Annotated in this window: 16 protein-coding genes; 14 read left to right on the forward strand and 2 right to left on the reverse strand. The window is 26.9% G+C overall.

What is annotated here, in order from left to right:
* The first annotated feature begins 6 nt into the window (after positions 1 to 6).
* The 12 genes from IC214_RS09780 to IC214_RS09835 all read left to right on the forward strand — a co-directional run bounded on the left by IC214_RS09780 (position 7) and on the right by IC214_RS09835 (position 10,909).
* Positions 7 to 501 (forward strand): hypothetical protein, encoded by a 495-nt coding sequence (locus tag IC214_RS09780; protein ID WP_227866570.1) that lies wholly within the window; start codon positions 7 to 9, stop codon positions 499 to 501.
* Positions 501 to 1,301, forward strand: a complete 801-nt coding sequence (locus IC214_RS09785; protein ID WP_227866571.1) for a hypothetical protein — start codon at positions 501 to 503, stop codon at positions 1,299 to 1,301. Before IC214_RS09780 ends, IC214_RS09785 begins: the two co-directional genes overlap by 1 nt.
* Positions 1,302 to 1,341: 40 nt before the next feature.
* Complete coding sequence (locus tag IC214_RS09790) at positions 1,342 to 2,148, forward strand: hypothetical protein (protein WP_227866572.1); 807 nt, start codon at positions 1,342 to 1,344, stop codon at positions 2,146 to 2,148.
* A gap of 131 nt (positions 2,149 to 2,279) precedes the next feature.
* On the forward strand, positions 2,280 to 3,752 hold the full coding sequence (locus IC214_RS09795; RefSeq protein ID WP_227866573.1) for a zinc-ribbon domain-containing protein: 1,473 nt from the start codon (positions 2,280 to 2,282) through the stop codon (positions 3,750 to 3,752).
* A gap of 25 nt (positions 3,753 to 3,777) precedes the next feature.
* Positions 3,778 to 4,581 carry a phage tail domain-containing protein gene (locus tag IC214_RS09800; RefSeq protein ID WP_227866574.1) on the forward strand — a complete coding sequence of 268 codons (804 nt, stop codon included), beginning with the start codon at positions 3,778 to 3,780 and terminating at the stop codon, positions 4,579 to 4,581.
* 13 nt (positions 4,582 to 4,594) lie between these two features.
* Positions 4,595 to 5,044: a hypothetical protein gene (locus IC214_RS09805; RefSeq protein ID WP_021383057.1), complete on the forward strand. Its 450-nt coding sequence runs from the start codon at positions 4,595 to 4,597 to the stop codon at positions 5,042 to 5,044.
* A complete protein-coding gene (locus IC214_RS09810) occupies positions 5,045 to 5,479 on the forward strand; it encodes a hypothetical protein (protein WP_227825372.1) in 435 nt (144 codons plus the stop codon).
* An 89-nt stretch (positions 5,480 to 5,568) separates the two neighbouring features.
* Positions 5,569 to 6,606: a YHYH domain-containing protein gene (locus IC214_RS09815; RefSeq protein WP_227825373.1), complete on the forward strand. Its 1,038-nt coding sequence runs from the start codon at positions 5,569 to 5,571 to the stop codon at positions 6,604 to 6,606.
* Between the two features lie 85 nt (positions 6,607 to 6,691).
* Positions 6,692 to 6,895 (forward strand): DUF4236 domain-containing protein, encoded by a 204-nt coding sequence (locus IC214_RS09820; RefSeq protein ID WP_227866575.1) that lies wholly within the window; start codon positions 6,692 to 6,694, stop codon positions 6,893 to 6,895.
* Positions 6,896 to 7,060: 165 nt separating this feature from the next.
* Positions 7,061 to 8,221, forward strand: a complete 1,161-nt coding sequence (locus tag IC214_RS09825; protein WP_227866576.1) for a cell wall-binding repeat-containing protein — start codon at positions 7,061 to 7,063, stop codon at positions 8,219 to 8,221.
* Positions 8,222 to 8,844: 623 nt separating this feature from the next.
* On the forward strand, positions 8,845 to 10,227 hold the full coding sequence (locus tag IC214_RS09830) for an AAA family ATPase (RefSeq protein WP_227866577.1): 1,383 nt from the start codon (positions 8,845 to 8,847) through the stop codon (positions 10,225 to 10,227).
* Positions 10,220 to 10,909: a hypothetical protein gene (locus IC214_RS09835; RefSeq protein ID WP_227863418.1), complete on the forward strand. Its 690-nt coding sequence runs from the start codon at positions 10,220 to 10,222 to the stop codon at positions 10,907 to 10,909. The genes IC214_RS09830 and IC214_RS09835 overlap by 8 nt, the downstream gene beginning before the upstream one ends.
* A gap of 586 nt (positions 10,910 to 11,495) precedes the next feature.
* Here IC214_RS09835 and IC214_RS09840 read toward each other — a convergent pair.
* Complete coding sequence (locus IC214_RS09840) at positions 11,496 to 12,173, reverse strand: helix-turn-helix domain-containing protein (protein ID WP_227866578.1); 678 nt, start codon at positions 12,171 to 12,173, stop codon at positions 11,496 to 11,498.
* A gap of 235 nt (positions 12,174 to 12,408) precedes the next feature.
* On the reverse strand, positions 12,409 to 12,873 hold the full coding sequence (locus IC214_RS09845) for a helix-turn-helix domain-containing protein (RefSeq protein ID WP_227866579.1): 465 nt from the start codon (positions 12,871 to 12,873) through the stop codon (positions 12,409 to 12,411).
* Positions 12,874 to 13,146: 273 nt separating this feature from the next.
* Here IC214_RS09845 and IC214_RS09850 point away from each other — a divergent pair, with 273 nt between their 5' ends.
* Positions 13,147 to 13,977: a phage antirepressor KilAC domain-containing protein gene (locus tag IC214_RS09850; protein ID WP_227866580.1), complete on the forward strand. Its 831-nt coding sequence runs from the start codon at positions 13,147 to 13,149 to the stop codon at positions 13,975 to 13,977.
* Positions 13,978 to 14,298: 321 nt separating this feature from the next.
* A complete protein-coding gene (locus IC214_RS09855; protein ID WP_227866581.1) occupies positions 14,299 to 15,486 on the forward strand; it encodes an ATP-binding protein in 1,188 nt (395 codons plus the stop codon).
* Positions 15,487 to 15,491: the final 5 nt, after the last annotated feature.

Below are 15,491 nucleotides of genomic sequence, written 5' to 3' on the forward strand. Positions count from 1 at the left end.
GTTTATATGGATTTCCCTAACAAGTTAATTTCAAATATTGGAACAACTCTAATGTCAAATCAAGACTTCGCTAAATTTATGATTTATAATGATGAATGCCAAGAAGATATTCTATCCATGCCTGATATAAAAAACCCAGTTAAAGAGCTTAGAAACAAGAAGGTATTTCTAAATAGAAGAGTGGAAAAAGTATTAAAAGAAGCAGATATATCAGTTTTCATAATTATGTCAGAGTATAGACCATGTTCTGAGGGAAGTAGGACAGTTAAAAAAACAAAGATAGAAATTGGTGTTGTCTGTCATGATGAATGCCAAGATACGGCAAATGGCCTAAGAGAAGTTGCGTTGATGTGTTGCATAGTCGATATAATAACTCAAAATGAGGAAATAGCTGGTATAGGTAAGATTAAGTTAGAAAATGTATATCAAATGTATAATTTAAGTACTGATTATAATGGATTTGTAATAACTGTATCTGCTGAAAGTTTTGGTGATATGTAATGTTAGAAAATTACTATATTACAGGACTTCCAATTAAACTAGGTGAAACACTAGGAACTATATATCAACCTACTATTGAAGAGCTTATTAATTCAGATATGGCTAATTTAGAGCTGGTCAACCCGTTTCTAATACTTGAGAAGAGTTATTCTCAGCTATGTAACGAGGAATCATTTGAACTAAAATGTAAATATGACACTATACCCATCTTAGATTTAATGATATTAACATCAAGGAAAAACTCTTCTGAGAAAGTTGAATTACTTAGTGATAAAATAAAAAAATCTTTATCTATATTATATAAAACTGATATTAAAAATATTGAGTATATGAATAATATTAAAATTGGTATTTTAATCAAATCAGAAGATAAAAAGAAAAATGCTTTTATAAGTAGAGAAGATTTTGGACTAGTATCAGATTTAATTTTAGAGATGTTTTGTATTGATAAAAAAAATCTTGAAAATGATGAGGATAAATGGATCGAAAATACTGGTTCTGAGAGAGAAAGAAAGTTAATTGAACACTTCAAAGAAAAGGAAAGAAAAAAAAGAGAAAAGGAAGCATATCATCTATGTGATTATATAAATGTAGTTCAAAACATAGATGGATATGTACCAATAGATGTTATTCTAAAAATGACTTATTGGCAATTGATTAACGTCTACAAGACCAAGATACAATTTAAAAATTATGATGAAAGTTTGGGATTTGCAAGGTCATTTAAATACCAAGTTGAGGCAGATAAGATTAAGCATTGGTCTAAAGAAATAAAAATACAAACTAGCACTGTTAAATAGCAGTGTTATTTTTATGTAAAAATGAGAGGATGATTAAATAATGAGATTTGCGATAAAAGATGCAAGTAATATAATAGTAAAAAATAGAGTAAGTGGGAAACCTTTATTTTATACAGAGGATTTAAATACTTTTAATTACAAGATAGATTCAGAAAGTGTATATGCAAAAGCTAAGGGAGCTAATAGTATAGCTTTTGATGGAGCATTAACAATTACTTTGACAATGGAACAACAGGTTTTACAAATGAATCAATTAGCGATGTTATTAGCTTCTGATGTAGTTGAAGAAACTGCTAAAGTAGGTAAAAGAAAACTGTTAGTTTCTGATGATGCAAAAAAAGTAACATTAGAAAATTTAAGACCTGTTGCAAATAGTATATCTGTATATAGTGTTGAAAAAGATGGTATATCTTTAGTAAAAGAGTTAAAATTTACTTCTTCAATATCTGGTTCAAATACTGAAATAACAATAACTGATACTGAATTTACAGAGGGAGATAGAGTAACAGTATTTTATCTGGAAGAAAAACCAAAAGCAAAAGTTATAAAAATAAAGGATGGTTCTACCGCACCTAATTACACAATAGAAGGTGATGTTTTAGTTAAAACGACAGATGGAGATTATATGGTATTATATATGACTATTCCAAATGCTAAAGCACAAAGAAGTATAGAACTTAATCTTGAGGCAGAAAATCCATCATCTTTTAATTTAACTGTAGATGTGTTAAAAGATGAGAATGGAGAATATTCTACATTTGCATTTGTTGGTAGCGAAAATGTTACTCCTACAGTAATGGCTTCCAAACTTGGAGCAACATTAGTTGAAGAACCAAAGAAAAAATAATTATAGACCCTACTCTTTAATCGAGTAGGGATTATTTTTTTATTTTTAAAATTTAAGAAAATATATTTAAAGATAAAAAAATAATTAATGTTGTATAAATATTATATTATAATTATCTAGAGGAGTTTAAGATGATAAAATTAATAGATAATGCAAAAGAGATTAGAAATGTACGATTAAAAAAGCATATGAAAAAACAAGAAGTCAACAAATTAATTGGAAGATATCTAAAATTGATGCAAGATATTTATTTAGGTAATGATTATTATCATAATTGGAAATGCCAATGTGGAAATATACTTAATAAGAAGAAATGGAATCATATAAGATATTATAGCTATATAGGATGTGAAAAATGTAAGTATGAAAAAATTAAAGAAAGACATAAAAGAGAGATAGAAAGAAATGGAAAATATGAATACATAAACAGTTATTTTAAAGGAGATACTTTACCAAATGGAGATATTGTAAAAAATACTCAAACTAAAGTACTTATAAAACATAAATTTTGTGGGAGCATATATATAATAAGATATAGTAATTTTATTAATGAAGGTCATGAATGTATACATTGTTGTGGTTCATATGAAAACAGTTTTGCATATTATATTGAAAAAGAATTGTGCGAACCAATAGAAAAGTATTGGGATTTTGAGAAAAATAAAGTTAGCCCTTATAATATATGGAAAAACAGGAACTCTAAAAATTCTGAAGGAGAAGATACTAGGGTTTGGATTAAATGTATCAAAAAGGATTATCATGAAAGTTATCTAATAAGTTGTACTGATTTTGTTAAAGGAAATAGATGTCAATACTGTGCATCCAAGAAAATACATCCAAAAGATTCATTTGCTCAATATTGTATAGATAATATAGATAAAGATTTTCTAAATAAATATTGGAGCAATGAAAATGTTCTTAATCCATATAATTTAAGTATTGGCACACAAAAAAATATATGGATTAAGTGTCAAGAAAAAGAGTATCATGGTGATTATAAGATAAGTTGTAGTAGTTTTGTCAGAGGAATAAGATGTAAATATTGCAAAGGGATGCCTGGTAATGTACACTTGTATGATTCATTTGGATATAATTATTTTAGTTTATCTCAATCATGGAGTAATAAAAATAAGATAAGCCCTTTCAAAATAAGGAGTAAAAGTAATCGTAAAGTTAAATTTATATGTCCTGAATGTGGAGTAGAGTTTGAAAAAAGGTTATGCGATATAACAAAGAGAGAAAGTGTAAACTGTTCAGAATGTTCTTCAAGCAGAGGCGAAAATAAAATAAAAATATGGTTATTAGAAAATAAGATAGAATATTTACACGATATATCTTTTAATGAAAATTTAAAAGGTGTAAATGGAGGATTATTAAGACCAGATTTCCAATTAGTTGATAAATCCATTTGGATAGAATTTAATGGTGAACAACATGATAGATATATATCTGGATTTCATAAAACAAAAAAAGATTTTTTAGACCAGCAAGAGAATTATAAACGAAAAATAGACTATGCTAATAAAAATAATATAAAGGTAATTGAAATAGCACAAAAAGATTTTAAAAATATAGAACAAATATTAGAAAAAGAACTGAGATAGTTAATTGACTATCTCTTTTTCATGTATGAAAGAAGGTGATAAATTGGTATTTTTAGATGATAAGTTTTTATTCGATAATATTTCAAGCGAATCTATGAACATTAAGTTAGTTACTTTAGGTGATGATGAAATACTAAACGAGTATGGGTTGCCATATGAAGAAGCAATTAAATCTGATAATACTTTTAATAAGAATCCTTGTTACTCGGAGGATGAAACTACTATTGAACCCATAACATTACAATTCTGTTTGTGTAGTGAACATGGAGAGGCTTATGAGTGGGATGATTATACTTTAGAGAATATATGTAATTGGTTTTGGCAGAGAGAATTTAAACCATTTATATCCTTTGACAATATAGAAGAAATCTATTATCTTAAAGCAAGAAAAATAATAAAAAAGTATACAAAAGATAAAAAAGGCGTGTTAGAAATAGAGTTTCAGCCATACACAAATTATGCTTATAAAAACTTTCAAAAGGTGATAACTGTTAAAGATACAAGAGAAATTAAACTAAATAATGTATCTAATGTAGATGAAGAATATGCCCCAGTAATTGATATTGAGTGTTTGAAAGATGGAGATATAACTATTAGAAATTCTACTATCAGTGATAATGAAGAAGATAGTTTAGTTATAAGTGGATTAGAATTAAATGAGAAAATAATGATAGATAATTTGTACTATACTGTTTTAAATGACAATGGAGAGAATAGATTTAATATTGTTAATAGAAAGTGGATTAGGTTAAGAAGAGGTGTAAATATATTGAAATTTACTGGAAACTGTAAAGTTTCTATTAAGTGTAAATATCCAATAATAAAATAAGGGAGAGATAGATATGAATAAGATACAAGTAGATAAATTAATGCAAGATGAGGTTAGAGCTATTATACCTATTGTAGATGAGAATGGTAAAGAGGAGTACATAGAGGTTAGAAATCCTGATAAGAAAACTAAGGAAGAGATATTAAATAAAATATGGGCTGGTATGGAAAATCCAGATTTAGCATTGTCTCAAGAAGATATTCTTAAAATGTTGGTTGATGAGTTGACTAATATAGAACTAAATATTGAAATAGAAAATTTAATAAATGGTAATATATCTAGTGAATTAGAAACTGTGATGTATCACATAGGTCAAATAGAAAATGAATTAACTGCATCTTTATTAATGAATACTGAGGTTAAGTTAGGTCAGTTAAAAAATGAAATGTTACAAGATAGAGTACTTAAAGAGACTGAGGAAATTGAAAAGATGAATAATATCAAAGATAAGGTAGTGAATTAGATGGTATTTAAATCATTAGACGAAGTAGTTGCTTATACTAAAGTTAAGATTGCTGCATCTATGCCAGAAGTTGGAGAAGAAATGAAGGAAATTATGAAAGAAGAGGTAGTTAAACAGGCTTATGGAAGTTTTATTCCAACTATTTATGAAAGAACAGGAGATTTATTAGATGCTTCCGAAATAGCTGAGATTACTGCAAATTCTGTTACATCTGAGATAAAAGATAATGGAGGATGGAGTTCTCTTAGAGGTGGTCATTTCTTCCCTATGTATGGATTTGAAGGTGGTAGTGTTTGGAATCATGGTAGCACTAAAGAAGAGCCTAAGTTTAGACCCAAGACAAATATAATGAGTGAAAGTGAAGCTAAAGTGATAACTAAGATACCAAAGTGCTTTAAATCTAAAATGAATGAATTAGGTGTACCATTAGGATAAGATTTTATCTTTGTCGAATTTTAGTGGTTTAAACATAATATATTGACTGATATAATAAAATCATAGAATATTTTAGGGGGAAATATATTATGTTTAAGAAAAAGTTAATAGCTGTAATAATGAGTTTGGCTATGATTAGTATAGGGAGCTTTTCATATGCACATTCAGGAAGAACTGATTCATCTGGAGGCCATCGTGACAATAAGAATAAATCTGGATTAGGAAGCTATCACTATCATTGTGGTGGTTATCCAGCTCATCTACATAATAATGGTGGTTGTCCTTATACTAGTGGAGTAAGTAGCTCTGGAACAACAACCACTTCAGTTAATAATGAAGAAAAACAAAAAAAATCTGTTGGAGAAAAAGGATATAATCAAGGATACGAGGATGGGTATAAAGGAAGTTATAGTTCAGCAAGTTATAGTGGAGATTATAGTGATACATATGAATCAAAGTACTCAGAAGGATATGAAAAAGGAAAAGCTAAATTAGAAGAAGAAGAAAAGGCAGCTGAAGAGGCTGGATATAATTTAGGACTTACAGGTGTTAAATCTAATAATACATATGAAAAAGAAGCTTTAAAAAGTGCTTATGATACTGGATATTCGAATGGATACAATGAATATAAGACTAAAAAGATAGAAGAATATAAAGCTAAAGGAATAGAGGATAGTAATAAAGATAAAGAGAAAATGACATTTGAAGAAAATATAGATTCTGAGTTTAAAGATGCTTATAATAGTGCTTATGATGAAATACAAGAACAATTAAAAAATGATTATAACACTAAAGGATTTGAGAGTGCTATCAAAGGAGAAAAGTTTGATACATCAACTATAGGTAATGTTAAATATTCTAATTGGCTTAAAGAAGGATATGATAATGGTAAAGTTAAACTACCTAAAGTAAAAGAAAGTGTATATAATCAAGGTTACAATGAAGAAGATTTTAGTGTACCAAGTGAAATGAAGTCTATTGAGACTAAGTTAAAAGGTGTATATGATGAAGGGTTAGAAAAAAGAGAAGAAGAGAAAAGTAGAAATATTACATATGGTGTTGGAGCTGGAACTGTAGTGGTAGCTGCTGGAGTAGTATATAAAAAGAAAAAGCATAAAAAGATATAGATACTAGATATACCAATGATGACAAGTATATGACAAGCAAAATTTTAAGTATATTTATTTGAAATATATAAGTGAGGTTGTATCTGTGGGATTTAATTTTAGAAAAAGCATAAACTTAGGTGGTGGAGTAAAATTAAATCTAGGGAAGAAAAGTGTAGGGATAAGTGCTGGTATTAAAGGTACTAGAGTATCTGTTAATTCAAAAGGAAGAAAATCAGCTACATTGAGTATACCTGGGACTGGAATATCATATACAAAAACAAGTACAAAAAAACGTAAACCTAAATAAATACCACTAAAAATAGACTGTTATAGATGGTCTATTTTTATTTTATGGATTTAAAAAAATAAAAGAATTTTGAAATAGAAACTAATTTTATAAAGGAAAATCACTATTAATGTAGAATTATAATATCTGAGTAATATTATAAAAAATTTATAGGGGGATTTTATTATGAAATTAAGCAAAAAATTGTTAGCAATAGGGATATCTATTCCATTATTGATTGTTAGTTGTCCAACATCAAATGCTCTTAGTTCTATTAGTTCAATAAAAGGTGTAAATAAATATGAAACAGCAGGTCTTATAGCAGATAAACAAAGCTACGACACTGCTATACTTATTAATTCTGAAAATGGATTATCTGATGGATTATCTGCAAGTGGCTTAGCAGGAGCTAAGAATGCACCAATATTATTGACTAAGAAAGATACAATACCTTCAGAAACATTAAAGCGATTAGAAAAAGTTAAAGATGTATATTTAATTGGAGGAGAAAAGTCAATAGAAGCATCAGTTCAGAAAGTGTTAAGTGATAAAAAAATAAGTATAAATAGAATAAGTGGAACTGATAGAATAGATACAAGTCATAAAGTTGCAAAAGAAATAGGAAGTGTAAATGCTGCTAAAAAAGTAATATTAACTAATGCTTTTAAAGGTGAACCAGATGCTATGAGTGCTGCATCTGTAGCCGTTAGAGATAAGGCGGCTATAGTGTTAACTGATGGAAATACTACGAACTTTGCTACAGATGGAGTAGAAACTTATGCAATTGGTGGAAAAGCTAGTATGAGCGATAAATTAATAAATGAAACTAAGGCAACAAGAATAGGTGGAGTGGATAGATACGATACAAATAAACAAATAATAAATAAATTTTACAATGGTTCAAAAGAATTTTATATAGCAAGTGGAACTGATTTAGTTTATTCTTTAGTTGGTTCTACAATTGCACAAAAAGCACCTATTGTGTTAGTTGGAAATGGAAGTAATAAGAGTATATTAAAAAATGCAAGTAAAATAACTGCTATTGGAAATATTGGTGATAGTGTTATAAAACAGTGTTTAAATATAACTAATAATATTGGTGATTCAAATACAGGTATTGTAAAAGATACTAACTCAAATAATACAAATAAACCAAGCAATGAGCCTAGTTCTAATAACTCTGGATTAACTGATAAGAGCATAGTATATGTAGTTCCTAATGGAAAATCATATCATCTAACAAAAAATTGTTCTACATTAAAAAGAAGTAAAACAATAAATAAAGTGACATTAAAACAAGCTAAGTCACAAGGTAAAACAGACCCTTGTAATGTTTGTGTAAAATAATACATTAGCAAAACATATATTACTAAAGACAATCAATTAAGGTTGTCTTTTTTATTGAAGAAATATAAATTTATATTACATATTATTAAAAAGTAAATTATGAATTATAAAAATAATAAAAACGATAAGTATTAAAATTCCAATAGACATTTGTATTTTTTTATTATTTTTATAATTTATCCATGTCATGATACTTAATAGAGTAATAAATAATAAGCTTATAATTGTTAATGGTATTTTAATTATATTTAATAATTCTAAAATTACTAATATCATTGATATTACTGAAATTATTAATGCTAAATCAGATAAGGATTTCTTTTTCATGAGATACCTCCAGTTTGTATTATATATTTATTATAAACTATATAGTGGTCGATTTAAAATTATTTTAATATAAGTTAGTAATTTCAATTATGACAGGTATATGACAGAGGTACTTACCTTAGAATATTTCTGTCTTCCCTATTTAATACAGATTGTAATTATATTTGTATAGATTAGTAACAATTGGATAGAATATAATATAATCGAAACAAAATGTTTCAAATATTTAAAATATATTTGTTGTTTAATGTTATTTATGATAATATCTAAATATAAGAAAAGGAGGTGTTATGCTTATGAATAATATTTATGTTCGAATACTTTCTATTCAGTTAGATGGATTCAAGAATGTAAATCATGGTAAGATTGATATGCCAAGATTTATTTCTGGTGATTATACTGATGAGGTTTCAGATATATTAGGAATTTATGGTCAAAATGGTTCTGGTAAAACAGCCATAATTGATTCATTAGCCTTTTTAAAAGATATGATGATGGGTAAATCTCTTCCTAAAGATACAGTTAATTATATTGGTAAAAATAAAGAAGCAGCTACCTTAAAATTTAAATTTTATTTAAAAAAACATGAAAATGAATTTTTATTATCCTATGAGTTTTCTATTATTAAAAAAGATGCTGAAAAAGTTGAGATTAAGAGTGAAATAATTAAATTTTCTAAATTAGAAAGTTGTAAGAAGCTTCCAGAATCAGCTTTAATTAAATATGATTCACAAAGTAAAGGTACTATATTTACACCTAAATATAGATATGAACAATTATCTAAAGGAAATAAAGAAAATGAAATTAAAATTAATGTTGCAAAAATTGTTTCAATAAAAGAACAAAAATCATTTATTTTTTCTGAAGAACTTCGAGAACTTTGGAATGATGATGAAGAAGATATTATGAACGTAATTCTGTCCTCCTTAAGATTATTTGCAATTACAGATTTATTTGTCATTAGAAATGGTCATAATGGTATTATTACATTAGACTTTGCTATGCCTTTTTCATTTAAGTATGAAGATGGAAGAAATTTATCTGTCGGAGATATGATATTATCTTTAAGTGAACCAACTATTTTTAAAACTAAAGAATTTGATATTTTTAAAATAATGATTCAAGAAATTAATTTTGTAATAGGAGCATTAATACCAGGTTTATCTATTATTATAAAAGAGTATGGTTTACAAACAACTAAAGATGGTAAAGATGGTATTCGTTTTGAATTATTGTCTAAAAGAGGTGAAGAGGTTATTCCCTTGAGATATGAGTCCGAAGGTATTAAAAAAATTATATCCATATTAAATCTCTTGATTGCAATGTATAATAATCCATCTGTGTGCGTAGCTGTTGATGAATTAGATGCAGGTGTTTATGAATATTTACTGGGTGAGTTACTTGGTGTAATACAAGAAACTGGAAAAGGTCAATTTATATTTACATCACATAATCTTCGTCCATTAGAAATGATAAATAAGTCATCATTGATATTTACGACTACTAACCCAGAAAATAGATATATTCGTCTTACAAATGTAAAAAATAATAACAACCTTAGAGATTTATACTTGCGTAGCATTAATCTTGGTGGTCAAAAAGAATCAATCTATGAACCAACTAAAACGCATGAAATAAGACGTACCTTCCGTAGAGCTGGGAGGTTACTAAATGAGTAAGATGCAGAAAATTGTATTATTTTTAGTTGAAGGTATTACCGACAAGGTCGCATTAGAGGGTGTACTTTCTAGTATAGTGGAAGATAGAGAAGTTTCTTTTCAGTTAACTGATGGTGATGTTATGACTAAAAAAGGTTTAACTACTCAAAATATTGTAAAATACATTGGAAATTATGTCAACAATTATCTTGAAAATAGTCGCTTTAAAAAAAGTGATATATTAAAAATAATACATTTAGTTGATACTGATGGTGCATTTGTTGATGATGATACTATTGTGTATAAGGATATTGAACATATACAGTATTTTTCTGATAGGATGGAGACTAGAGATGTAGATTATATCATTAATCGTAATAAAGAGAAAGCAGGTATGCTAAATAAATTGATTTCTACACATAAAATTTCTACAATAGGTTATTCAATTTATTTTTTCTCAAGTAATTTAGAACATGTATGTCATAATAAACAAGAAGATTTGAATAGAAAAGAAAAAATGCATTTAGCAGAGAAATTCTCAGATAAATATGAAGATAATCCAGAAGAGTTTTTAAAATTCATTAGGTCAAAAGAAATTGCTGTAGATGGAGACTATAAGATTTCTTGGGAATTTATTAAACAAGATTGCAACTCTTTAAATAGATTTTGTAATTTTCATTTGTTTTTTGATGATAAAATATAGACATGTTATAATATAAATGTCCAGATGGATAGTTTAGATGATTTTCAGCCTAGATAGGCGGTTTAGAATTATTAATAATGAAATTTTAAAAGATACTTTCTGTGAGAATGTATCTTTTTTTATTGGAAGAAATTGACCTCATATATGCCTTTTTAAGACTTCGTAAAAATGATTACATGTGTTTATACCTTGATTGCTTAGAATTGAATATAAGAGGTTGGTTTTTTATACTGAAAGTGTTGGAATTTCAACAAGTGTTCCTGAGAGGAACATTTTATTTGGTGTTTAGCTACCATAAGTGCTTATTTTAATGTTTGAGTGTGATGAAGGATTGAGGAGCTATTACTTGCGAGTTAATGATTTACTGGAATGGTTTATCATGTGAATTAAATTCAGTAGCTCCTAACTAGCCTTAAGTTTAAAATTTATAAATATTTAAAAAACAGATAAGTTATATTTTTGATATAAAATAGAAAGTCTACTTTAAGTAGGCTTTTTTTGTTATAATTCAATGATGACAGAGGTATGACAAGTATGATGATAGTGTATTATAAATAAAAATAAGCATCTCTGATTGTTGAGATACTTATCTTAGATTGTTTTTATCTTGTATTAGCTTATCTACTAGATTGGAGATTAAGTCTAGGCAATCATCATTTAGTAGACTTATTTTGTCATGGAGAGAGGAATCAATTATTTTATTAGGATTTATCAATATCATGTTATTTTCTTTCTTAAGTAGCTCATCAACCTTATCATAGTCCGCATCAGATTTTTCTTTATATCCAAGCAATTGATATAAAACTGCTCTTGAATAATAAATATCTTTATCTTCAGGATTTCTTTTAAGTGCGTTAGTATAGTCATTAATAGCATACTCATATTTATCTAATAATACATACAAAAAACCTCGTTGACTAAAATCATAGAATAGATTATTTTTGTTATTTAAAATATTTGTTGTATGATAGTTAATTTCTTCGGTTATGTCATTATATTGCGTTTTTGTTAATGGTATATTTTTAGAAAAGTTAATCTTTAAATCATAAAGTTCTCCTAAATCAAGTTTATGAAGATTTATAATTATATCAACTGATACATCGAATATTTCAGCCAATTTCTCAATAATATCTAAATTTGGTGTTCTTTCTCCTCTTTCATAATTACCTAGTGCAACTCTAGATATTCCAGCTTTTTCAGCTAATTGCTCTTGTGTCATTCCTCTATCGAGTCTAAATGTTTTTATATTCTCTCCAATACCCATAATATCAACTCCTTTTTCATAAGTGTAACATAAATGACAACAAATGTATATATTTTGTTGACATTTTGACATAGTGCTATTATACTAAAATTAAGATAACAAAAAGTATACGAATGTTATCATGTGTTATCTTGATTTTAGTATAATATTATTTTAGGTTGGCAAAGAGTATAAAAACGTTTGATTATAATAAAAAAGAACATATTTTTACATTGATAAAATATGTTCCAATATGTTATTTTTTATTTTCTTCAATTAGTACATCTACAAGTTTATTTATGGTTTTGAGTTGCTCACTTTTTAAATTAAATAGTTTATTATAAATACCATATATTTTGATTGATTTTTCAATATTCGCAGCCTTTAAAAATTCATCAGAATACTTATCCTCTTGCAGAAAGTGACTCATTTTATTTTTGTTAATAGTGAATGAGCTGATTTTTTCACAATCTTCTAATTCACTATTTATATTATTTATCTTGTTAAAAAACTCTTCAAGACCTTTTATATCTATTGTAATTTCATCAGGAACAACTTCTAATGCATTCATAATTTTTTTTAATATCTTTGCATTTGGAATGCTTTTGTTATTCTCATAATTGTATATAGCATTTTTAGATATATTGGCTTTTTCTGCTAATTCTTGTTGAGTTAATCCTTTTGATTTCCTTAATTTTTTTATATCTTCACCAATAGCCAATTTTATCACCTCTTGTTTATATTTTATATGAAAATCACAAAAAAGTAAATAAAATAGAACAAAAATCACAAAAAAATATTGAATTATAAAAATTAAAGGATTATAATATAAATAATTCACAAAAAAATATGATTTAATTGTGATTTTAATAAAAAGGCTCTACAGACTTTGGCGAGCAGTAGAACCTTTAATTAGATTGATATAATAATCAATAACAATAATTTTATTATATCAGTCTCTTAGTAAAAATTCAAATAAAAGGGAGATGTGTGTATGAGTAATGAAAAAAGAAATGAAGTATTTACAAATGAACAATTGGGTACAAGTGTTAGAACAATAAACTTCGAAGATGGAAGTATAGGTATTAATGCTGAAGATACTGCAATAGGTTTTGGATGGTGCAAGGTAGAGAGAAAAGGTGAAAAAGAATACAAATCAGTAAGATGGAAAAGAATGAATGAGTTTTCTAAGGAGTTTGGTTTCGACCACTTGTGGACGAAAGATGATTACATACCAGAGTCACTTTTCTACATGTTAGGAATGAAAGCTAAAAATGAAGCAGCATTAAAATTTCAAAAATGGTTAGCTACAGATGTAATACCAACTATTCGTAAACATGGAGCATATCTAACTGACACAAAGATAGAAGAAATACTATCTAATCCAGACACAATCATTAAATTAGCAACTGACTTAAAAAAAGAGAGAGAAAAGAGAAAAGTTTTAGAGGCAACAAATAATAAACAGCAACAAATCATAGGTGAACTTAAACCAAAAGCAGACTATACAGATTTGATACTTAGAAATAAAGGATTGGTAACCATAACTCAGATAGCTAAAGATTATGGCATGAGTGGTAAAGCTATGAATAAGAAATTACATGAACTAGGAATTCAGTTCAAACAGAGTGGACAATGGTTATTATATAGTGATTATCAAAGTAAAGGATATACTCATTCTGAAACAATAGATATTGTAAAGGCTGATGGAACTCCTGACATTAAAATGAATACTAAGTGGACTCAAAAAGGAAGATTGATGATATATAAGAAATTAAAATCTATTGGAGTATTACCTATTATAGAACTTGAAGAAGTTTGTTAGGTGAATGATATGAGAGATGAATTGAAAAGATTAATTGATTTATTGGATGATGGAGTTGTGGGTATAGTGTATTCTTTTGTAGCTGTATTTTTCAAGTAATTATATGGAAGGTAATTTAGAATAGAACTAGATTTAGTTAAATATATTGTTAAATAGTATGTATTATATATGTTAAAGTACTTTTATCTATAAATTAGTACTTTAACATACTTAAAATATACTTAAATATGTATAAGACAACTTAAATATGTTAATATATAAAATAAAGAATAAATTGTTTTTATATATTATAATAAATGTTTAATGAATGGAAGTGATAAAATGAATAGATTATTGGCAGAACAAGTTTTTAAGCCAGGTGCTTTTCCAGAATATACATATGTATCAAGAAAATCAACTGATTTAGGTATAGACTATGAACTTAGACTAAGACAAGCCTTAAAGGTTTCTGGTTATTTGACTTCTATAATTGGCCCATCTAAGATGGGTAAGACTGTTTTATGTGAAAAAGTTATAGCTTTAGAAAATCTTATAGAAATGTCGGGAGTAGATTTTAAAGATAGCGAAGATTTTTGGAACATTATAGGAGTGAAAGTGGGTTTATCTGTTAGCGGAGAATTTGGAGAGGTAAACCTAAAGGGAAATATGGAATCAAAAAAAGAAATTAATAAATCTGAAAAATTTGTATTAAATAAAGACAGAGTAATCGAATATTTTAAAGATAATGGACTAGTATTAGTGCTTGATGATTTTCATTATGCTTCAGAAGATGTTCAAATACATATAGCTCAGCAATTGAAAGATGCTATAAGAAAAGAGTTTAAAGCAATAGTAATATCACTTCCTCATAGAGCAGATGATGCTATAAGAAAAAATGCAGATTTGACAGGTAGGATTAACTCAATAAATATAGAACCTTGGAAGGAATCAGAGCTAGAACAAATTGCAATAAAAGGATTTCGAGAACTGGGTATAAATATTAAAAATGATATATCCAAAAAGATATCTATAGAAAGTTTAACTTCTCCTCAATTAATGCAGTATATATGTTTAAGCATATGCACATTAATAGATTCAGATACAGGAAATATTAAAGAAGTGCCAGAAGATGTTTTGGAAATAGCATATAAGTTTACAACTATAAATCTAAATTATAATGATGTTGTAAAAATACTAAAGGAAGGCCCTAATCCAAGAGGAAATAAGAGAAAGTTGTATAAAACTAATATAGATAAAGAACTAGATATATATGGATTAATAGTAGAATCTATAAGGAAAAATCCTCCTTTAGTTGGATTAACATTAGATGAACTTAAAAGAAGAATAGATGATTTAATTATATGTGATATAAAAAAACCAGATAAAAAAACTATTAGAGAATCACTTAATAAAATACAAAATATTATAACTGAAAAGGATGGTATTTATAAAGTACTAGAATGGAAGGATAATGTAGTTCATATTTTAGACCCATTATTTTTATTTTATCTGAGATGGGGAACATATTAATTAGA

The organism is Clostridioides sp. ES-S-0190-01 (genome assembly GCF_020658275.1).
In the GTDB taxonomy this organism is placed as follows: Bacteria; Bacillota; Clostridia; order Peptostreptococcales; family Peptostreptococcaceae; genus Clostridioides.